Annotated in this window: 22 protein-coding genes, 1 tRNA gene and 2 riboswitches; of the genes, 15 read left to right on the forward strand and 8 right to left on the reverse strand. The window is 69.0% G+C overall.

Annotated features, from left to right (window positions below):
- Positions 1 to 38: 38 nt before the first annotated feature.
- From AB0I77_RS29440 to AB0I77_RS29450, 3 genes are all read right to left on the reverse strand, one after another.
- Complete coding sequence (locus tag AB0I77_RS29440) at positions 39 to 1073, reverse strand: M23 family metallopeptidase (RefSeq protein ID WP_363285755.1); 1035 nt, start codon at positions 1071 to 1073, stop codon at positions 39 to 41.
- Between the two features lie 12 nt (positions 1074 to 1085).
- Positions 1086 to 1243: riboswitch (cyclic di-AMP (ydaO/yuaA leader) on the reverse strand.
- 311 nt (positions 1244 to 1554) lie between these two features.
- Positions 1555 to 1628, reverse strand: a tRNA-Met gene (locus tag AB0I77_RS29445).
- Between the two features lie 179 nt (positions 1629 to 1807).
- Positions 1808 to 2944: a dihydrofolate reductase family protein gene (locus AB0I77_RS29450; RefSeq protein ID WP_363285756.1), complete on the reverse strand. Its 1137-nt coding sequence runs from the start codon at positions 2942 to 2944 to the stop codon at positions 1808 to 1810.
- Positions 2945 to 3016: 72 nt separating this feature from the next.
- Between AB0I77_RS29450 and AB0I77_RS29455 the strand changes: the two genes are divergently transcribed.
- Entirely contained in the window at positions 3017 to 3532 is a 516-nt protein-coding gene (locus AB0I77_RS29455; RefSeq protein WP_363285757.1) for a MarR family transcriptional regulator, read from the forward strand.
- 158 nt (positions 3533 to 3690) lie between these two features.
- On the forward strand, positions 3691 to 4353 hold the full coding sequence (gene ribA, locus AB0I77_RS29460; protein ID WP_363285758.1) for a GTP cyclohydrolase II: 663 nt from the start codon (positions 3691 to 3693) through the stop codon (positions 4351 to 4353).
- Between the two features lie 39 nt (positions 4354 to 4392).
- Here the strand turns inward: ribA and AB0I77_RS29465 are convergent, their stop codons facing one another.
- The 3 genes from AB0I77_RS29465 to AB0I77_RS29475 all read right to left on the reverse strand — a co-directional run bounded on the left by AB0I77_RS29465 (position 4393) and on the right by AB0I77_RS29475 (position 7430).
- Positions 4393 to 5043, reverse strand: coding sequence for a response regulator transcription factor (locus tag AB0I77_RS29465; RefSeq protein ID WP_363285759.1), 651 nt, complete (start codon positions 5041 to 5043; stop codon positions 4393 to 4395).
- Positions 5031 to 6182 carry a histidine kinase gene (locus AB0I77_RS29470; RefSeq protein ID WP_363285760.1) on the reverse strand — a complete coding sequence of 384 codons (1152 nt, stop codon included), beginning with the start codon at positions 6180 to 6182 and terminating at the stop codon, positions 5031 to 5033. The genes AB0I77_RS29465 and AB0I77_RS29470 overlap by 13 nt, the downstream gene beginning before the upstream one ends.
- 87 nt (positions 6183 to 6269) lie before the next feature.
- On the reverse strand, positions 6270 to 7430 hold the full coding sequence (locus tag AB0I77_RS29475) for a HoxN/HupN/NixA family nickel/cobalt transporter (RefSeq protein ID WP_363285761.1): 1161 nt from the start codon (positions 7428 to 7430) through the stop codon (positions 6270 to 6272).
- Positions 7431 to 7456: 26 nt separating this feature from the next.
- A riboswitch (cobalamin riboswitch) is annotated at positions 7457 to 7682 on the reverse strand.
- 79 nt (positions 7683 to 7761) lie between these two features.
- Between AB0I77_RS29475 and AB0I77_RS29480 the strand changes: the two genes are divergently transcribed.
- Together AB0I77_RS29480 and AB0I77_RS29485 are read left to right on the forward strand one after the other, a co-directional pair.
- On the forward strand, positions 7762 to 8112 hold the full coding sequence (locus AB0I77_RS29480) for a metalloregulator ArsR/SmtB family transcription factor (protein ID WP_363285762.1): 351 nt from the start codon (positions 7762 to 7764) through the stop codon (positions 8110 to 8112).
- A 281-nt stretch (positions 8113 to 8393) separates the two neighbouring features.
- Positions 8394 to 9596, forward strand: coding sequence for a PP2C family protein-serine/threonine phosphatase (locus AB0I77_RS29485; protein ID WP_363285763.1), 1203 nt, complete (start codon positions 8394 to 8396; stop codon positions 9594 to 9596).
- 388 nt (positions 9597 to 9984) lie between these two features.
- Here the strand turns inward: AB0I77_RS29485 and AB0I77_RS29490 are convergent, their stop codons facing one another.
- Both AB0I77_RS29490 and AB0I77_RS29495 read right to left on the reverse strand, forming a co-directional pair.
- The gene (locus AB0I77_RS29490) at positions 9985 to 11562 is read right to left on the reverse strand and encodes a site-specific integrase (protein WP_363285764.1); all 1578 of its coding nucleotides are present in this window, start codon (positions 11560 to 11562) and stop codon (positions 9985 to 9987) included.
- Positions 11562 to 12149 carry a helix-turn-helix transcriptional regulator gene (locus AB0I77_RS29495; RefSeq protein WP_363285765.1) on the reverse strand — a complete coding sequence of 196 codons (588 nt, stop codon included), beginning with the start codon at positions 12147 to 12149 and terminating at the stop codon, positions 11562 to 11564. The genes AB0I77_RS29490 and AB0I77_RS29495 overlap by 1 nt, the downstream gene beginning before the upstream one ends.
- A gap of 265 nt (positions 12150 to 12414) precedes the next feature.
- Here AB0I77_RS29495 and AB0I77_RS29500 point away from each other — a divergent pair, with 265 nt between their 5' ends.
- From AB0I77_RS29500 to AB0I77_RS29550, 11 genes are all read left to right on the forward strand, one after another.
- Positions 12415 to 12663, forward strand: coding sequence for a DNA-binding protein (locus AB0I77_RS29500; RefSeq protein ID WP_363285766.1), 249 nt, complete (start codon positions 12415 to 12417; stop codon positions 12661 to 12663).
- 95 nt (positions 12664 to 12758) lie between these two features.
- Positions 12759 to 13136: a hypothetical protein gene (locus AB0I77_RS29505; RefSeq protein WP_363285767.1), complete on the forward strand. Its 378-nt coding sequence runs from the start codon at positions 12759 to 12761 to the stop codon at positions 13134 to 13136.
- Positions 13133 to 13363 (forward strand): hypothetical protein, encoded by a 231-nt coding sequence (locus tag AB0I77_RS29510; protein WP_363285768.1) that lies wholly within the window; start codon positions 13133 to 13135, stop codon positions 13361 to 13363. Before AB0I77_RS29505 ends, AB0I77_RS29510 begins: the two co-directional genes overlap by 4 nt.
- The gene (locus AB0I77_RS29515) at positions 13360 to 13626 is read left to right on the forward strand and encodes a hypothetical protein (RefSeq protein WP_363285769.1); all 267 of its coding nucleotides are present in this window, start codon (positions 13360 to 13362) and stop codon (positions 13624 to 13626) included. Before AB0I77_RS29510 ends, AB0I77_RS29515 begins: the two co-directional genes overlap by 4 nt.
- 132 nt (positions 13627 to 13758) lie before the next feature.
- Positions 13759 to 16104: a DUF3987 domain-containing protein gene (locus tag AB0I77_RS29520; protein ID WP_363285770.1), complete on the forward strand. Its 2346-nt coding sequence runs from the start codon at positions 13759 to 13761 to the stop codon at positions 16102 to 16104.
- Positions 16105 to 16179: 75 nt separating this feature from the next.
- Positions 16180 to 16551, forward strand: coding sequence for a hypothetical protein (locus AB0I77_RS29525; RefSeq protein ID WP_363285772.1), 372 nt, complete (start codon positions 16180 to 16182; stop codon positions 16549 to 16551).
- Positions 16548 to 16742, forward strand: coding sequence for a hypothetical protein (locus tag AB0I77_RS29530; RefSeq protein ID WP_363285773.1), 195 nt, complete (start codon positions 16548 to 16550; stop codon positions 16740 to 16742). The genes AB0I77_RS29525 and AB0I77_RS29530 overlap by 4 nt, the downstream gene beginning before the upstream one ends.
- On the forward strand, positions 16742 to 17263 hold the full coding sequence (locus AB0I77_RS29535) for a single-stranded DNA-binding protein (RefSeq protein ID WP_363285774.1): 522 nt from the start codon (positions 16742 to 16744) through the stop codon (positions 17261 to 17263). The genes AB0I77_RS29530 and AB0I77_RS29535 overlap by 1 nt, the downstream gene beginning before the upstream one ends.
- A 13-nt stretch (positions 17264 to 17276) precedes the next feature.
- The gene (locus tag AB0I77_RS29540; RefSeq protein WP_363285775.1) at positions 17277 to 17477 is read left to right on the forward strand and encodes a hypothetical protein; all 201 of its coding nucleotides are present in this window, start codon (positions 17277 to 17279) and stop codon (positions 17475 to 17477) included.
- Positions 17474 to 18127 (forward strand): hypothetical protein, encoded by a 654-nt coding sequence (locus AB0I77_RS29545; RefSeq protein ID WP_363285776.1) that lies wholly within the window; start codon positions 17474 to 17476, stop codon positions 18125 to 18127. Before AB0I77_RS29540 ends, AB0I77_RS29545 begins: the two co-directional genes overlap by 4 nt.
- Positions 18109 to 18282, forward strand: coding sequence for a hypothetical protein (locus AB0I77_RS29550; protein WP_363285777.1), 174 nt, complete (start codon positions 18109 to 18111; stop codon positions 18280 to 18282). The genes AB0I77_RS29545 and AB0I77_RS29550 overlap by 19 nt, the downstream gene beginning before the upstream one ends.
- The last annotated feature ends 11 nt before the right edge of the window (positions 18283 to 18293 follow it).

Raw genomic sequence — 18293 nt, forward strand, 5'->3', positions numbered from 1 at the left:
GCCGTCAGGACCGCCGGTGATCAGAAGGTCGGTGTGGCTCAGGGGTTGACGCCCTTGCTCCGCAGCCAGGCCATCGGGTCGATCCCGGAGTCGGCACCGCCCGAGTGGACTTCGAGGTGGAGGTGGGCACCGGTGACGTTCCCGGTGGCGCCCACGCGGCCGATCACCTCACCCGTGCTGACCTTCTGGCCGACGCTGACACTGATCGACGACTGGTGGGCGTACCAGAGTTCCGTGCCGTCCTCGAGGGTGAGCACCGTCTTGTAGCCGTACGACCCGTCCCAGCCGGCCTGCGTGATCGTGCCGGAGTGGATCGCCTTGATGAGCGTGCCCGTGGGCGCGGCGAAGTCGAGGCCGGTGTGGTAGCCGGACGACCAGAGGGAGCCGGCCTGGCCGAAGGTGCTGGTGATGGTGTACGAGGAGGTCGGCAGCGTGAACTGCTTGGCCAGCTCGGCGAGGCGCTCGGCCTCGGCCTTCCGCTCGGCCTCCTCCTCCGCCTTCTTCTTCGCGGCGGCGGCCTTGGCCTTGGCCTCCTGCTCCGCCTTGGCGGCCGCCGCGGCGGCCTCCTTCTCGGCGGCGGCCACGGCCTGGGCGGCGGCCTTGCTCTCGACCTGGTCCTGCTGCTGCTCGACCTGGGCCATGATCCGGGTCCGCAGCGCCTCACCGGCGTCCGAGGCACTCTGCGCGGTGTCGTCGGTGGAGGTCTCGGCGACGCTGCTGAGCGCGGTGGTGGTCTCGGCCTCGTCCGCGACGTCGTCCGAGAGGAGGGAGCCCACATTGGGCAGGTCGGGCAGGGAGATCGAGACCGGCGGAGTGCCGGTCTGCGCGCTGGCCATGCCGCCCGCGCCGACGGCGGCTATGACGCCGACGCCCAGGACGGTGGAGCTGCGGGCGATTCCGCCGCGCTGCTTGGCGACACGATGCCGGCCACGTACGGGGCGGAGGGAATCCTCGGTGGGGTTCCACTCCTCCCAGGGGCCCTCGTCGTTTTGGTAAGTGCCGTAGCCGAATGTCTCGGTGTCGCGCTGGCTGGGCACGAACGGGGCTTCTGGGGCAGGCCGGTTGGACGCCACGTGGGGCGTACTCCTTTCCTTCCTTCTCGCCTACCGGGTTAGCTGACGGGTTCGGAGCAGGAAGGTCTCCTACGCGCGTATACCAGCCGTGAGTTCACGGTGGCATCCGCGCGATTCACCCCAAGGTGGTGGTTCCCCGGTTCCCTTGCGGAATTCGGCGCGTGCGCACGGAGCCGCCTCTTGTGACGGCTGGGACGACCGCGCTGCGTTATCGAACGTTAATAGACCAGGGGGCTCGATTCCAAGCTGTTCCGCTTGATCATTAACGTTTTCCCGTGGGACTAACGGCCCATGACCGGCGAAAATCGGGCGAGTTGACCAAGGCTCAGGAAGCTCACAGGTATTGACGGTATGTCAGTTGTTATCGGAGCGGGACGACGCGTTCACGCGGGGTGACGGCGATCGAGCCCGCCCTGCCGGCCGTCGTACCGAAACGCACCGAGGGCCGGAACCCTTTCGGATTCCGGCCCTCGGCCTTCAGTAGCGGGGACAGGATTTGAACCTGCGACCTCTGGGTTATGAGCCCAGCGAGCTACCGAGCTGCTCCACCCCGCGTCGTTGTAAGACCAGCATACGCCATCTGCGGGGGCCGAAGTACACGGGTTTTCGTCCACTGCCCTTTACGGGGTGTTTTACGACGGCTTCCACCCCGTTTCGACGAAGAATTTCCAGCCCCGGCCGGGCTGAAGACACTCACCTGCCCCGGCGCCAAGAGGCGCTCGTGATCAATACAGCTAGCGCAACAGATGCCGATTCGGCACCTTCGCCAGCTCCTCGAACTCGGGCAGCAGAACCACCTCCGCCCCTGCCCCCACCAGCACCCCACTCCCATCGGCCCCCGCCACAAACGTCTCCGGCTCTCGCCAAGCAGTCACCACCCGCCGCACCCCCGCCTCCAGAATCAGCCGAGCACACGGCACCGGCCGGGACGCCCGCCGAGCGCACGGCTCCAGGCTGCTGTAGACCGTCGCGGACGCCAGCCGCACATCCCCCGGCCCGATCTTCGCCAGCGCCGCCTCCTCCGCGTGCACGACCGGATCGCCCTCCCGGGAGTACCCCCGCGCCAGCTCCGTCCCGTCGGCCGCCACCACCACCGCGCCCACGCTGAACGCCGTCTCCGAGGGCGGGCACAGGGCCGCCAGCTCGCAGGCGCGGGCCAGCCAGTGCCGGTCGGCGGCGGACGGGAGGCTGCCGGTGCCGGGTGCCGTCGGCTCGTACCGGATGAGGACCACGTCGCCGATGGGCCGCGTCTCCACGAGCCGGAGCCGTCCACGCTGATACACACCCGGCCCGAACAGCCGGGGCGCGTCCGGATCGCCGACGAACAGCGGGGCCAGCACCAGCTGGAGCTCGTCGGCGAGGCCCTGCCGGAGCAGCTGGGTGTGGATCTGCCCGCCGCCCTCGACCATCAGACGGCGGACCCCCCGGACGTCGTACAGATGCTCCAGCAACAGCCGCCAGTCCAGTTCACCACCCTGAGAAACCAGAGGCACCACCTCCGCCGTCAGCCCCACCCCCCGAACCCGCCCCGCCCCCTCCTCCGTCGTATAGACGATCTTCTCCCCACCCGTGTGCCAGAACTTCGCCGTCGGATCGAGCTCGCCCGACCCGCTGACCGTGACCTTGAGCGGATACTCCGGATTCCCCGCGGCGACCCGCGCGGCCCGCCGCTCCGGCGAGTTGACCAGCAGCCGCGGGTTGTCGGCCCGAATGGTCCCCGCGCCGACGAGGATCGCGTCGACGGACGCCCGCACCTCGTCGACCCGGTCGAAGTCGGCCGGGCTGGAGAGCAGCAGGCGGTCGGGGCCGGTGTCGTCCAGGTAGCCGTCGAGGGAGACGGCGGCGGAGAGGAGGACGTACGGGTGAGGCATCGGCGCGGTCCCTCTCGAAGGCGGCGGCACGGCGGGCTTGGTTCAAGTTTGAAACAAACCTACACTGGGGGCATGACGACTCGCTGGCTCACCTCGAAGGAGCAGCGCGCCTGGCGCGCGTACGTCGCCGCGTCGCTCCTCCTGGAGGACGCGATCGACCGGCAGCTCCAGCAGGAGGCCGGCATGCCACACCTCTACTACTCCATCCTCGCCTACCTCTCCGAAATGCCGGAGCACCGTCTGCGCATGACCGATCTCGCGGAGAAGCTGAAGATCACCCGCAGCCGGCTGACGTACGCGGTCACCCGCCTGGAGAAGGACGGCCTGCTGCGGCGCGAGAACTGCCGAGGGGACAAGCGGGGCAGCGTCGCCGCGCTCACCGAAGAGGGGATGGCGGTGCTGGAGCGGACGGCGCCCGGCCACGTCGAGACAGTCCGCGCCTCCCTCTTCGACCGGCTCACTCCGGAGCAGGTGGATCAGCTGGAGGAGATCTGCACGGGGATCGCGCAGGGGCTCCAGGGGGACGACGCCCAGTCCGCACCCGAGGACGTCCCGTGGCGCCGACGCTCCTCTCCGTCCTGCTCATAACGCCTCCCGCTCATAACGCGCCCCGCCCAAAACGCCTACAACGCCCATAACCTGCATCACAGAGCATTGCTTCAACTTTAAAGCATGGGGTAGGGTCCCTAGCCGTAGATCTGTTTCAAATCTGAAGCAGATATGAGCACCGGACCCGGGAGAACCCCATGCCCGACTTCCCCACCGCCACCCCCCGCTCCCGCGTCCGCGTCCCCCTGCGCTTCCACGACGGCTACGGCGTCGACGCCGACCTGGTCACCTTCCACGGCCTCGCCGACGGCCAGGAACACCTGGCCGTCGTCCTCGGCGACCCGGCGCCCGGCACCACCCCGCTGGTCCGGCTGCACTCCGAGTGCCTGACCGGGGACGTCTTCGGCTCGGCCCGCTGCGACTGCGGACCGCAGCTGCGCGAGGCGGTCGAGCGCATCGCCGACCGCGGCGGCGTCCTGCTCTACCTCCGCCAGGAGGGCCGCGGCATCGGCCTCTACAACAAGCTCGACGCGTACGCCCTCCAGGACCAGGGCCTCGACACGTACGCCGCCAACACCGCGCTGGGCCTGCCCGAGGACGCCCGCGACTACACGGCGGCCGCCCAGATGCTGCGGGCCCTCGACATCCCGAGCCTGGACCTGCTCTCCAACAACCCCGACAAGGCAGACCAGTTGAGGGATCTCGGCATCGACGTCCAGGACAGGATCCCGACCGGCGTCTTCACCACCGCGCACAACGTCCGCTACCTGCGCGCGAAGGTCCTCCAGACCCAGCACACCCTCCCGCTGGGCGAATTGAGGGAGCAGCCGGAACTGCTGGCGGAACGTCACGCGGGCTGAGGACCCGCTACACCATTACCCGGAACGGCCGTACCGGCGTCACTCCGGCGCGTGCGCCAGATACGCCAGTACGGCCAGCACCCGGCGGTGCCCGCTGTCCCTCACCGGCAGCCCCAGCTTCAGAAAGACGTTGCCGATGTGCTTGTGGACCGCGCGCTCGGTGACGACGAGACTCTTGGCGATGGTGGCGTTGTCATGCCCCTCCGCCATCAGCTTCAGCACCTCCCGCTCCCGCGGAGTGAGCGAGTCCAGCGGAGTGTCCCGCCGCCGGGACAGCAACTCGGTCACCACCTCGGGATCGAGAGCGGTCCCCCCACCCGCGACCCGCTCCAGCGCGTCGAGGAACTCATCCACCCGACCCACCCGGTCCTTGAGCAGATAACCCACACCACTGCTCCCACCACCCAACAACTCAGCGGCATACGACTCCTCGACATACTGCGAGAGCACCAGCACCGGCAGCCAAGGAATCTCCTTACGCGCCTCCAGCGCCGCACGCAGCCCCTCGTCACGGAACCTCGGCGGCATCCGCACATCCAGCACGGCCACATCCGGCCGGTGCTCCAGCAACGCCGGCACGACCTCGGGACCGGTGCCGACGACGGCGGCCACCTCATGCCCGGCGGACGTCAACAGCAGCACGAGTCCTTCCCTGAGCAGGGCGTTGTCCTCGGCGATCACCACACGCACGGCAGCTCCACATCGATCACGGTCGGCCCTCCGGCCGGGCTGGTCACATCGAACGTCCCGTCCAGCGCCGCGACCCGCCGCCGCATGCCGAGGAGCCCCGAACCACCGGCCTCGTCGGCGCCGCCCCGGCCCTCGTCGCGCACCCGCACCGTCAGCCCGCGCCGGGTGCGGGCGAGCCGGACCTCGGCCCGCGTCACCCCGCTGTACTTGGCGACGTTGGTCAGCGACTCGGCCACCACGAAGTAGGCGGCGGCCTCCACGGCCGCGGGCGCCCGCGGGCCCTCGTCCACGCCGTCGTCGTCGACGGACACGGTGAGTCCGCTGCCGGCGGCCAGCGCCCGCACCGCGCCGACCAGTCCGCGGTCGGTGAGGATCGGCGGATGGATGCCGCGCACCACGTGCCGCAGCTCCGTCAGCGCCTCCTCGGCCTGGTCCTGGGCGTCGTCCAGCAGCTTGCGCGCGGCCTCGGGATCATGGTCGTAGGCGCGCTTGGCGAGCCCGATCCGCATGGACAGGGCCACCAGCCGGGCCTGCGCACCGTCGTGCAGGTCCCGCTCGATGCGGCGCAGCTCGGCACCGTGCGCGGCGATCGCGTCGGCCCGGGTCTCCTTCAGCTCCTCCACCCGCGCGGCCAGCTGGGCCTTGGGGGACGGCATGAGCAGTACGGTCGACCAGTGGGCCTCGATGTCCGCGAGCCGCACGATCAGCGGCAGCACCACCGCGCGCCGCCGCAGCAGCCCGCACCACACGCCGTCGACGACCAGCCCTACGGGCCACAGCGGCAGCGCGAGGAAGACGAGCGCGCCGTAGAAGTAGTAGGCGAGCATCCAGCGCAGATCGATGAGCGTGCTGGGATCGCGTACGGCGATCCGCAGGCGCTCGCGCAGGGTTCCGTCGAGGCCCTGATAGGCCTCGGGAATCCGCCGCTCGGTCCAGGCGGACGTCAGCTGCCGCTTGGCCCCGGCGATCCGGCGGATCAGCAGCACCGTCTCGGGCAGTATCCACGCACCGACCACCGCGAGCGTGCCGATGGCGGTGATCAACAGCACGGTGATGAAGATCCACACGCCGAACGCCATCGCCGCGGCCACCACGAGATGCACCGTGGCCCACGCGGCGCGCTGGACCGTTTTCCACATGGGGCAAAGCTAGAGGACGCGGGCCGGGCGGTCGGGTGAGGAGGCACCCGTGTGAGGGTGTAGCGCGCTACACCCTCACACGGTCCCTCAGCCGGTGTCGGCAGGGCGGACGGCCCAGCGCTCCTCGACCCTGGCCAGCCGCCAGTACGCGAGGGCCGCTGCCCAGACGACCACGAACAGACCGACGATGACGTAGCCGACGTTGTCCAGGTCCAGGCCGGCGATCCAGCCGGTGACGCGGTCGCGCAGGCCGAGTTTGTCGTGCAGGACGCCCACCAGCTCGATGGTGCCGACGAAGAAGGCCACCGCGATGGACAGGCCGGTGATGGCGAGGTTGTAGAAGACCTTCCGCACCGGGTTGGAGAACGCCCACTGGTAGGCGAAGTTCATGAACGTGCCGTCCAGCGTGTCGAACAGGCTCATGCCCGCCGCGAACAGCAGCGGCAGGCACAGGATCGCGTACCAGGGCAGCCCGGCGGCGGCACCGCTGCCGGCCATGGCCAGCAGCAGGACCTCCGTCGTCGTATCGAATCCGATGCCGAAGAGGAAACCGAGCGGGAACATCTGGCCGGGGCGGGTGATGGACTTGGTGAACCGGCCCAGCACGCGATTCATGAAGCCGCGGGCGTCGAGGTGCGCCTCCAGCTCGGCCTCGTCGTAGCGTCCGCCGCGCATGGCCCTGAAGACGCGCAGGATGCCCAGGAGCGCGACCAGGTTGAGGGCGGCGATGAGATACAGGAACGATCCGGAAACCGTCGTACCGACGGTCCCGAGGATCTGGTGGCTGCGGGACCCGTCGTCCATCAGGGTGCCCGCGAGCTTCGCCCCGCCGGCGACCAGCAGCGCCATGACGACCACCACGCTGGAGTGCCCGAGGGCGAACCAGAAACCCACCGACACGGGCCGCTTGCCGTCCGCCATCAGTTTGCGGGTGGTGTTGTCGATCGCCGCGATGTGGTCGGCGTCGAAGGCGTGCCGCATGCCCAGCGTGTACGCGGTGACGCCCAGTCCGACCCCGAACGCCTTGGAGCCCATCTCGTAGTGACTCGGTATCACCAGCAGGAACAGAATCCCGAAGGCCACGACATGCAGGGCGACGATCACCCCCAGCAGCCCGGCGGTACGGACGGTGTCCTCACGGCGCCAGCGGAAGGACCCAGTGGCGGCGGCGATTTCGGACCCGCCATGGGGACCGCCATGGGGCGCAGCATGGGGACCACCCTGGGGCACACCTTTGGGCACGCTCATACAGTCACGCTCCAGCACCTCGTGGATCAGCTTCGTGATGCCGTGGCCGGTCTCCTGGCTGACGGGTCGACGCGCCCGCCCCTGCCTTCCCGGCCCGAGGGCCAGTGGCGTCGTACATGGGATGTACATGGGACGGGAACTACCCGATCACAGTGGCGAGGGCCGCTCCGGCCTGAGCCCCGAAGGGCTGTCACCGGTCTTCCCGAACACCACGGCCCGCCCACCCTAGAAGCCACGGCCGACACCTGCAAGGCTGCATATCTGCTCAGGTATCAAGGCAAGTTGAGAAGAAGACATCACCGGCCGCACAGGCAGCTGCGATGATGACCCCATGCACCTCGTCCCCGCGGAGCGGGCCGGCCTGCGCACCATCGACGGACATCGGGTCTGCGATGCCATCGCCGCCGTCGGCGAGCCCGATCACGTACGCACCTGGGCCGACCGCTTCTCCCTCCTCGCCGACCCCGGCCGCCTGGCCCTCCTCCTCGCCCTCCACGGAGCCGGCCCGCTGGCCGTCTCCGACCTGGCCGTCGCCACCGGCATGAAGGACACCGCCGTCTCCCAGGCCCTGCGCCTGCTGCGCACGGCGGGCATCGTGGAGGGGGCGAAAGACGGCCGGATCGTGCGGTACCGGGTGGTGGACGAGCGGACTTCGGAGTTGCTGAAGCACTGCGCGCGTTGAACGCCGGGTGAGAGTTCGTCGAGCGCGCAGTCAGTGCCCGACCGCATCGGCAATCTCGGCCGCCTGCCCCGTTCGGGCGATTCGCCGGGCGCGGATGCGGTTGCGCGCGGTGAGCCCTGGCGCGGCGCGTGATGATCGAGCGATGCGCATGCTTGCAGGACGAGAAGGCCGTGGACGATGCACACCGGCGATCGGCAATGCGCCATTCAGGCCGGTAGGGGGCGGCTGTGGCCGAGAGTGAGCCGCAGCCCGACAAAACCGGGCAAGCCGGGGGAGCCGGAGTGGACCGGTCGGAAGGATTCGGAGAGCGGTTGCTCGGGGTCCTGCTGGACCGGGCACACGAGATGCCACCGCAGTTGGTCGCTCCGTTGATCGCCGAGGAAGTGTCCAAGGTCGGCGGACGGGACGTCTCGATCCTCCTTCAGGACTATGCGCAGGAGTTCCTCGTGCCGCTGCCGGGGAGGGGGCTGCTGGTCGGTGCACCCGAAGCGATCGGCGACTCCGCGGCCGGCACGGCCTTCCTGCGGATGGCCCCGGTAGAGGTCCCGCAGGCCGGCGGCGTTCGGATGTACCTGCCGTTGCTGGACGGCAGTGACGAGGTCGGGGTGATGGCGCTCACCCTGGACAGGGTCGATGACGACGACCGGCGGCTGCTGCGCAGGCTCGCGGGTCTGGTCGCCGACATGCTGGTCACCAAGCACGCCTACACGGACCGCTTCTTCCAGGCCCGGCGCCGCGAGCCGATGAGCGTGGCCGCGGAGATGCAGTGGAGTCTGCTGCCGCCGCTGTCGATGTCCGTGCCGCAGGTCGAGGTGGCGGGCATCCTGGAGCCCGTCTACGACATCGCCGGCGACAGTTTCGACTACGCCCTCAACGACGACATCCTGCATGCGGCCGTGATTGACGCGATGGGCCATGGCCTGGACGCGGCCACGATGGCGACCGTCGCCGTCGGCGCCTACCGGCACGCGAGACGCGCCGGCATCAGCCTCGCCGAGAAGTACGCGTTCATGGACCAGGCCATCGCCGAGCAGTTCGGGACCGACCACTTCGTCACCGCACAGATGATGAACCTCAACATCACGACCGGCCGCCTGCAATGGGTCAACGCGGGCCACCCCGCACCTCTGCTGATCCGCGACCATCAGGTCGCCCGCCAGCTGGCAGGCCCCACCACCCTGCCCGTCGGCTTCGGCGGCGCCCAGCCCCGGGTCAGCGGATACACACTCCAGCGGGGCGACCGGGTGCTGTGCTACACCGACGGCCTGATCGAGGAACGCGACGAGGTAGGGGAACTGTTCGGCGAGGAACGGCTCATCGCCTGCGTCAACCGCATCGAGCCCACCGGGGAAGGACTACGGGCCACAGCGCTCCGGCTCTCCCACACCCTGAAACAGGAACGCGGAGCGACCAGCGATGACGCGACCCTCTTCCTCATCGAGTGGCGCGGCGGCGCGGCCGACCACCTCGCTGTCCTGGAATGAGCCTTCACGGTGGTGCGCGTCGCTCACGCAGAGCCCCGAAAACATGGCAGCGCCCGAGCCGACCGAAGCCGACCCGAGCGCTGCACAGCAGGTCAAAGGGGGTATCCCTCGCCCGCGAACGGTAGGCCCTGTGGGACTCGAACCCACAACCAATGGATTAAAAGTCTGAGGGAACCTCGGACCGCCTCGTTTCGGTGACTGTCGCTCTGTGTCGGGGCGATCCGGTCCGTGCTGGTCACGACCCATTCTCCATAGCGTGGAGACCCTTCGCACTGTCGCTCTGTGCCGCCCTGTGTCGACTACTTCCGGGGCGTTCGGTTGAGCACTGGCTGAGCAGAAAGGCCCCGCCACCTGCAGTGACGAGGCCTCATGCTGTCCACCACCAACGCTACTCTGCCGGCACTGCCGCGTCACCCCTCCGCGCCCTGGGCACGGCGGCCGCCGCCTTCTCCGTCAGCTCGTCCTCGTACTCCTCGAACAGCTCCATGTACGTGTCCGAGGTCAGCGTGATCGTCGAGTGGCGCAGCTTCACCTTCGCGTCGTGCAGGTCTCCCCCGCCCGCCTTCACCAGGGCCGCCGCTCCGTGACGCAGGTCCCGGAGGTTGATGGGCGGCAGGCCGGCCGCGTCCGAGATCCGACGGAACGCCTTGCTGACGAGGTCCGGGTGCAGCCAGGTGCCATCCTCGGCGCTGAACATCTTCCCCGTGTCCGTCCAGTCTGCGGTGTCCTTGCCTGCGGCCCGGTCCGCAGCCGCCTGAGCGTTCCATTCCTCGCGCTCCCGCTGCTGCCGCTCCCGGTGCGCCTGGAGAACGCGCACGGTGCCCGCGTCCACCTTCACGATGCCCACCGACCCGTCGGTCTTGGGCGCAGTCTCGATGGGCGTCCAGCCGTCCACCACGATCTCGGCGGATACCCGGATCTCCTTGCGCTCCGGCGAGAAGTCGGCCCATCCCTGGCCGACGCCCTCGCCGCGGCGCAGGCCGTGGTAGGCGACGAGATGGAAGAACGCGTACAGCCGGTCAGGCTCGGCCTCGTCGAGGAACCGGCCGAGCTGCTCGGGTGTCCACACCATGACCGGAGACGGCTTCACCCCTGTCTTCTGCCACCGCGCGACCCGCTCGGCGGTCCACAGCAGGCCCTTGGGGCGGGCGGCGGCCACCAGCTCGACGTGCGCGGCCGCGTTGAAGGTGATGAGCTGCTTCCCGATCGCCTTGTTCAAGGCCATGCGCAGCGTGCGGCGGATGGCCTGCTTCGTGGCTGGGCCGGTGATGCGGCGGAAGGGCGGCATCTCGGCGAGCTTCGCCCGCTCGGCGGCCAGCTGCTCACGCTCGGCAGCCTTGGGCGCCCCGGGCTTGCCCCGTTTGCAGCGGGCGACCTGCTCGCGCCGCGCCTGGTTCTCCGCGCGGATGACGTCGTTGCGGTCGTCGATCGCGTTGAACATGTCCTCGACGTGGCCGACGGTCAGCCTGTCCATGCGGAGGTGTCCAAGCGCCGGCTTCAGGTGGACACGGATGTGGCTGTTGTAGCCGTGGTTCGTGGTCGTCCTGGTCGCCTTGGTGGTCATGACCTGGTCGAGCCAGTCACCCACGGTCGTCTTGCCGTCCAGCGGTACGCCGACACCCAGCTTGCGGGACACCTCGGTCGGCTCGGGGATCGGGCCGCGAGTCTTCTGGAGTTCGGCGAGGAGGTCGCCGACACGGCGCAGGCCGTCTTCGTCGTCTCCGGGCAGGTCGAGGATGGCGCGGATGCGGTCGAGGTCGGTCTGGGCGTCGGTGGCTTTGGCGTAGCCGGTGCGTTGGAAGCGTCGGCGGGTGCCGCCTTCGCCGTCGGGTAGTTCCTGGCTGACGCGGTGCTTGCCGTGGCTGCGTTTGGACAGCTGCGGGCAGGCTGCGCCGAGCCGCTTGCCGTCCGGACCGCGGCACTCACACCGTTTCGAAATGCCGCCGGCGCGGCGAGAACTAGGCATTACCCCTCCGATGACTCCATGCCGCGCCGATACTCCTCAAAGATGGATTTCGCCTTGCCGTCCAACTCCTCCAAATCCACAGCGTATTCGTTCGCGGCGGAGTTCTTCAGCCTCTCCGCCCATTCCTTGCCAACCTCGACCTCGCTCCACTGGACTTCCTGCCCGGCCTCTGCCGCAGCGTGAAGGTAGTCCTGCAAGGCCTGCTGGTAGAACTCTGTGGCCGCTTCGAGGTCCAGCCCTACGCTGTAGAGCCGCTGACTGATGGCCTCAACGTTCGTGCGCATCCGCTCGAATTGCAGTCGAGCTTCGAATACCGCGTCGTCCGTCCCGAGGCCTCCAGCCATGAGCGACATCGGCATCACACCCAGAGCTTCAGAAATCGCGATCCATTCGTTGACTCGTACCGCGCGCTCACCGCGTTCGATCTTCGCTACCTGGGTTTGATGGAACCGGTGCCCGAGTTTGGTCAGCCGCTCGGCGATGTCCTGCTGAGAGAGATCGAGGCTCTCGCGGATGCGCCGCAGGTTACGCCCGATGCGGAGCTCGGAGTCGCCCATGGCCTGCTCGACTACGGGATCAACCTTCATGAGGTTCGACATTAGAACCTAGAACAGCTTAGGGCAACCCAGCCCAGCATTGCCTGACACAGGTGACAACAGGTGACCACGCATGGGCACTCAAGGGCACCGGTTAACCGATGACAGGTTGAACGAGCGAACCCGACACGGCTTGACCCGACACTAGACGGCATGCCACAGTGTCCACAAGAGGTTCACTCCGCAACCTCTCGCAGCATATTTGCAGGTCAGGGCCTTGCACGCTTCGATCTCGCAAACACGGAGGCACACGAACGTGACCACACCCATGACCTCGAAAGAACTGCTGGAGCTTCCAGCCACCGTCGACCTCGTCACCGCCGGTCGCGCATTCGGCGTGGGCCGCACCACGGCCTACACCCTCGCCCGTAACGGCGAGTTCCCTTGCCGGGTCATCCGCGCCGGCAAGGCCTACCGCGCCGTGACCGCCGACCTGCTGCGGGTCCTCAACGTCGCCCCCGAGAACGGCGGCGGCGCCGGACCTTGCACGTCCGACGCCGCCTGAGAACGCCCAGTCCATACCAGCGCTAACCAGCAAGACGGCGACACCCGGGGTCTTGCACACCCCATCAGTGCCGCCGCCAGGAAGAGACCGTCCTCATGGCAATTCAAGCACAGCCCGAGGCGCCGACGGCGTCGCCTGCCCCGACAGAGCAGAGCAACCAGCTCACCCCGGACATGGTGTGTGACCTCCCGATGGGCGAGCTGCTGGCCAGAGTGAACGGCCGCCTCGACACCATCGACACCGAAGCCCACCGGTACGAGGGAATCGACACCACCCGGTTCCTTGGGTACGTCGTCGACCGCCGCCTCTCCGGCATAACCGTGTACACCCCGGCCAACGCCACCGAGGCCGCGCGCGACATATCCATCCGCTACCTCGTCACCCAGTACCTCGGCCTGCCGACCGACCTGTTCCCCGACATCTTCGAGGTCACCGTCTACACGGGCGCCGACGTCGAGGCGGTCCTCTCGTGAGCATCCCGGACGACAGCGCGGTGGCCGGGGGTACCCAGATCGCGGGTACCCCCGGCCGCCCGGCCCGGCCCGCCTGCAACGTGCCCAGCAACCCGCACGGCCTGCGCTACGCCCGCCGCTACATCGTCGGTTGGCGCTGCGACAAGCACACTCCCGCCGCCATGCAGGGAAAGCCCGAACCCCGGCCCGGCCCCGGCTGGCCCATCTTCCGCACGGAGGCGACGTGACCGAGCGCGGCCCCGGCGAGTGGCCGGTGGACCAGCCCGCCAATCTCGACGCGACGCAGCACGACTACGCCGACGACGAGACCACGCTCTACCTGCGCCGCGCCGCCGAGCGCGGGCGCCGCGAAATCGTCCTCGACTCGATCCGGGCGCACCTCGAAGAGCAGCCCACCCCGAACGCCGTCCAGGCCGTCACCCGGCACTGGATCGCCGACGTCATCGCCATCGGCGACGACATCGCCAAGGCCAAGCGGCGAAGCACCTGAACGGTGGGCGCCCCACCTGGGGGCAGCGCCCGCCCCACCAACACGAACCACTGATCCAGCTCACAGAAGAGAGCAGTTCGTGAAGCGCAATACCCATCCAGCCCTCGCCCTCGTCGGCGCGTGGAGCATCTCGTGACGGGCCTCGCTCGCCTCACAGAGGCGCTGGAGCAGCACGGCTGCAAGGGCCGCGGCACTTCTTGGCAGTGCCCGGCCCACGAGGACCGCGCCCCGTCCCTGTCGATCGGAAGCCGCAGGGACGGGGACGGCGTTGTCCTCAACTGCCACGCCGGATGCGCCGCCGAGGACATCGTTAGCACCCTCGGTCTCACCATGGCCGACTTGTTCGACGAGCCGCTGGAGAAGCGGGAGCGCCCGCAGGTTGTCGCCGAGTACGCGTACTGCGGCAGGGGCGGCGAGATCCTCAAGTACGTGCGCCGCATCGAGCCGGGCTACAACGGCGAGCGGAAAACGTTCCGGCAGTTCCGCCCAGACGGGCAGCCGGGGACCAAGGGCATCCCTAACGTCCTCTACCGCCTCCCCGAGGTGATCACCGAAGCGCAGGCGAACGGGACCATCCTTGTCGTCGAAGGCGAGAAGGACGTCGAAAGCCTCCGGGCTATCGGCTGCGTCGCCACCTGCAACATCGGCGGAGCCGGGAAGTGGTCGTCGTCGTACACCCGATTCCTAGAGGGCGCCGGCGAGGTCGTCGTCATCGCCGACCGCGACGAGCCGGGCCGGAACCACGCCGCAGCCGTCGCCGAGTCCCTCACGCGCGCGGGCATCCCGCACCGCGTGCTGGAGCCCGCGGTGGGGAAGGACGTGACGGATCACCTCGCGGCCGGGCTCGCCTTCGACGATTTGCAGCCCCTCGATGTGCGTCCCACAAATCCCAAAACCCCGGGTGGGTCCCAGGATTCGAGCCAGACCCGTGATTCTGGGAGTTCTGGGACGCAAGACAGGCAGGGTAGCTGGGAGGAGCCTGTCTCCCTGGACACCCGCAACCTGCCCGCATTCCCGATCGACACGCTCGGCGGACTTGCGCCGTTCGTCACCGCTACCGCCGCAGCACTGCAAGTCCCGCAGGACATGCTCGCCTTCGCCTGCCTGGCCACCATCTCCACCACCACGGGCGGCCGGCGAAAGGTCATGGTCAAGCACAACTGGTATGAGTCCACGGCGCTCTACCTCACGTGCCTGGCGGACTCCTCCGAGAAGAAGACACCAGCGCTGAACGCCGCCTGTGACGCGCTGCGGGACATCGAGACCGAACTCATCGAGTCAGCCCGGCCGGAGGTCGAGGAGACCCGCCAGGAAATCCGGATCACCGAAAAGGCGATGGAGGCCGCAGAGAAGACCGCTGGCGGCGGGAAGTCGGCCGCGGACCGGGAGGACGCCAAGGCCGACGCCGAGGTGGCCCGCGAGAAGCTGCTGGAGCTCGGGGACAACCCGGCCCTCCCGCTGATCCTCGTGCGGGACATCACCCTCGAAGCTCTCGCCCTCCGTATGGCCGAGCAGAAAGGCCGCCTCGGCTCGCTCGCCTCTGAAGGGGGACTCTTCAAGATCGCGGCAGGCCTGTACGGCAACAACGGAAAAGCGAACACCGACCTGCTCCTGGAGGGCTACACCGGCGGTCCCTACAGCATCGAGCGGATCGGCCGCCCCGACCGCCGCATGCCCTCCACGTTTCTCGCCCTCGGCATGATCATTCAGCCTGGCATGGTTGCTGGCCTGGAGAATAAGAACCCCGAGTTCCGGCAGTCCGGATTCCTCGGCCGTTTCCTGTACGCCAAGCCCACCCCGACCGAGCACGACACCTTTGATACCCCCGAAGTCCCCGACGAAGTGCGGGACGGCTACGAGCAGCGCATCCGGGACCTGGTCAAGCTGATCTGGAACACCCAAGACACCGTCGTCATGCGCTTGTCCGACGATGCCCGCAAGGAGTTCGGCGCCTTCTACGACAAGTTCGCGCAGCGCCGCAAGCCGGGTGGAGATCTCCACGACATCGCCGACTGGGCCGGAAAGCTCCGTGGCCAGCTCGTCCGCATCGCCGCGTGCGTCACCCTCTACGAGGACCCCCACGCCCAGGAGATCAGCCTCGCCCGCATCCGGGCCGCCATCTCCATGACCCCGTACTTCATCGCCCACGCCCGCGCTGTGTTCGACCTCATGGGCAAGAACCGCGAGGGCGCCATGAAGCCCTTGCGTGACCTGCTTGCGTGGTTGCGCAGCCGAGACCGGCCGGGGGCCGACTTCTCCGCGCGCGAGGCCTGGCAGGCACTCAAGGGGCGCGAGTGGGCCGAAGACATGGAAGCCATGAACGAAGTCCTCAAGGACATGGAGCGCTACGGGTGGATCGCATTCCACCCGGCGCCCGACTCAGGCAGGCCCGGGCGTAAACCCTCGCCCCGATTCGATGTCCACCCATGGGTCGCCAGCCCGCCGGAGCGTCCCGCAAATCCCAATACCAGTCACTGATCTCACCTAGCGGTACACGCGCGGCGTTCTGGGATTTCTGGGACGCCCACCGCCCCTCCCGGAAAGAAGCAGCAGATGCCCACCAGCCCCACCGGATGGACCGCCATCTTCAAGCCCTACCGCGAGGAACCGATCGTCGGATGGGACGACCTCGGCTATCCCCTGATCGTCGACCCCGCCACCGGCAAGCGCATCGACGCGCACGACCTCGCTGACCACGAGTTCTGTAACGCCGAACGAGCCGACCCCGCCTTTGTCGGCGTCGTACCGGGAGCCGGGTACACCGTGCGCTGGGATGACGGCTCAACCGAGCGCGTCCTCGCCTTCGCCCTGGAGAGCACCGGGCGACTGCGGCCTGTCCTTGACTCGTTCCACGGATATGGCGAGCCCTTCTACCCGGAGGGCGGGCGCCCTGCGCCCCGCCTTCTCGGCCCGGCCGTCCCGTGAACGTCGACGACATCGTGGCGGAGAAGATCGCCGCCGCCCGCGCCCGCGCCGAGGCGGCCAAGCGCCGGCGTGCCGCGTTCGCTGCCGCCCGCAACCGCGGCCTCGCCCTCCGGCACGCCGCCAAGCTCCGCAACCAGGCCAACCGTGGGGATGCGCCCACGGCCGCCAACCCCGAGAAGGAGACCCACTGATGTCCGGAGAGACCGTCATCACTGTCGTCGGCAACCTGGTCGACGACCCCGAACTCCGCTTCACCCCGGCCGGCGTCGCCGTCGCCAAGTTCCGTATCGCCTCCACCCCGCGCCGCTTCAACAAGACGACCAACGAGTGGGAGGACGGCGACGCCCTGTTCCTGACCTGCTCTGTGTGGCGGCAAGCAGCCGAGAACGTCGCCGAATCCCTCGCGCGCGGCGTCCGCGTCATCGTCCAGGGCCGCCTCAAGCAGCGGTCCTACGAGGACAAGGAGCAGGTGAAACGCACGGTGTACGAGATCGACGTCGACGAGGTCGGCCCGACGCTCGCCCGCGCCACCGCCAAGGTCGAGAAGAACCCGAGCAGTGGCGGCCAACGGCAGGGGGCTCCACAGTCCGGAGACCCCTGGGCAGGAGCCCAGCCCGCCAACGGCCAGCAGCAGGGCAGCGGATGGGGTGGCACACAGCAGCAACAGCCCGCCGCGGCCCCGGCCGGGCACCCCGAGAACCCCCCGTTCTGATCTTGGAGACGACGTGACCCCGAACGAGATTCAGATGCTCCTCGTCGGCCTCGCCCTCGGCGTCCAGGGCATGGTCGTGACACACATGCTGTGGGACATGCGGGATGCCCGCCGCAGTGAGGCCGCCTCCCGTCGCATCCGCCGCATCACGGCCGCCGACCAGTACATGAGCAGCTTCCGCCTCTACCGGCTCCAGCACCGGAGTCGGGCATGACCGCGTCGTGCGGCCTGTGCGAGCGCGAGATCGCGGCCGGCTACCTGTGCACGAAGGACGCGGTACAGCTGGCCGCGCGGCTGGAGCAGCTGCCGGTGCTGTTCGAGGAGCTGACGGAGTGCCTGGTGCCGCGCCGGTCGGGGCCTGCCGAGTTCGTCACGGCGGCCGTGGCCGGTCCGCGGTCCCCGCTCGACGAGGACGTTCTCGACCTGGTGGGCGGCGGGCACGTCGCCGAGGTGCTGGAGCTGTGGCGGGCGGACGTGCAGCGGGTGCGCTGGCCCAGCCACGGGGCGCCGCCCACCGAGGGCGGCATGGCCCGGCGGGTCGCGGTCGCGGCCCGGTGGCTGGGCATGGAGCTGGACTGGATCGCCGTGGAGTATCCGGTGGCCGGTGATCTGGCGCGGGAGGTGCGAGAGCTGGAGGCCGGCATGCGGTCGGTGGTCGGTGATCCGGTGCCGCGTCCGCAGCGGCTCGGCACGTGCGTCGCCGTGGATGTCGAGGGTGTGGTGTGCGGGGCTGTCATCAAGCGGCTGCCGGGGCAGACCCGCGTCCGGTGCGACTGGTGTAGCTACACCTACGCGACCCCGCAGGACTGGCTGAGGCTCCAGTTCTTCCAGCCGAAGGAGGAGCCATGCCCGAGCGCATCGTGACCTGCCGCGTCCTGTCCGGTCGCGGCACCCAGTGCACCGGTGAGGCCGTCGACCCCGGGGCCGAGCTGAAGATCTGCGCCCGGCATCTGGGCGAGGCGCAGCGGCTGATCCACGACGCGTTCCAGCGGGCGAAGAAGTCGGAGCCGTCGACGTGAAGGTCTTGCAT

The organism is Streptomyces sp. NPDC050619, from assembly GCF_040654815.1.
Classification (GTDB): Bacteria; Actinomycetota; Actinomycetes; order Streptomycetales; family Streptomycetaceae; genus Streptomyces.

Excerpts from the sequence above, each read along its gene's own strand:
- AB0I77_RS29545 (WP_363285776.1), top strand. The coding sequence starts at position 17,474 with ATGACCGCGTCGTGCGGCCTGTGCGAGCGCGAGATCGCGGCCGGCTAC.
- AB0I77_RS29470 (WP_363285760.1), bottom strand. The coding sequence starts at position 6,182 with ATGTGGAAAACGGTCCAGCGCGCCGCGTGGGCCACGGTGCATCTCGTG.
- AB0I77_RS29505 (WP_363285767.1), top strand. The coding sequence starts at position 12,759 with ATGGCAATTCAAGCACAGCCCGAGGCGCCGACGGCGTCGCCTGCCCCG.
- AB0I77_RS29450 (WP_363285756.1), bottom strand. The coding sequence starts at position 2,944 with ATGCCTCACCCGTACGTCCTCCTCTCCGCCGCCGTCTCCCTCGACGGC.
- AB0I77_RS29455 (WP_363285757.1), top strand. The coding sequence starts at position 3,017 with ATGACGACTCGCTGGCTCACCTCGAAGGAGCAGCGCGCCTGGCGCGCG.
- AB0I77_RS29490 (WP_363285764.1), bottom strand. The coding sequence starts at position 11,562 with ATGCCTAGTTCTCGCCGCGCCGGCGGCATTTCGAAACGGTGTGAGTGC.
- ribA (WP_363285758.1), top strand. The coding sequence starts at position 3,691 with ATGCCCGACTTCCCCACCGCCACCCCCCGCTCCCGCGTCCGCGTCCCC.
- AB0I77_RS29550 (WP_363285777.1), top strand. The coding sequence starts at position 18,109 with ATGCCCGAGCGCATCGTGACCTGCCGCGTCCTGTCCGGTCGCGGCACC.
- AB0I77_RS29535 (WP_363285774.1), top strand. The coding sequence starts at position 16,742 with ATGTCCGGAGAGACCGTCATCACTGTCGTCGGCAACCTGGTCGACGAC.
- AB0I77_RS29495 (WP_363285765.1), bottom strand. The coding sequence starts at position 12,149 with ATGAAGGTTGATCCCGTAGTCGAGCAGGCCATGGGCGACTCCGAGCTC.
- AB0I77_RS29525 (WP_363285772.1), top strand. The coding sequence starts at position 16,180 with ATGCCCACCAGCCCCACCGGATGGACCGCCATCTTCAAGCCCTACCGC.
- AB0I77_RS29480 (WP_363285762.1), top strand. The coding sequence starts at position 7,762 with ATGCACCTCGTCCCCGCGGAGCGGGCCGGCCTGCGCACCATCGACGGA.
- AB0I77_RS29475 (WP_363285761.1), bottom strand. The coding sequence starts at position 7,430 with ATGAGCGTGCCCAAAGGTGTGCCCCAGGGTGGTCCCCATGCTGCGCCC.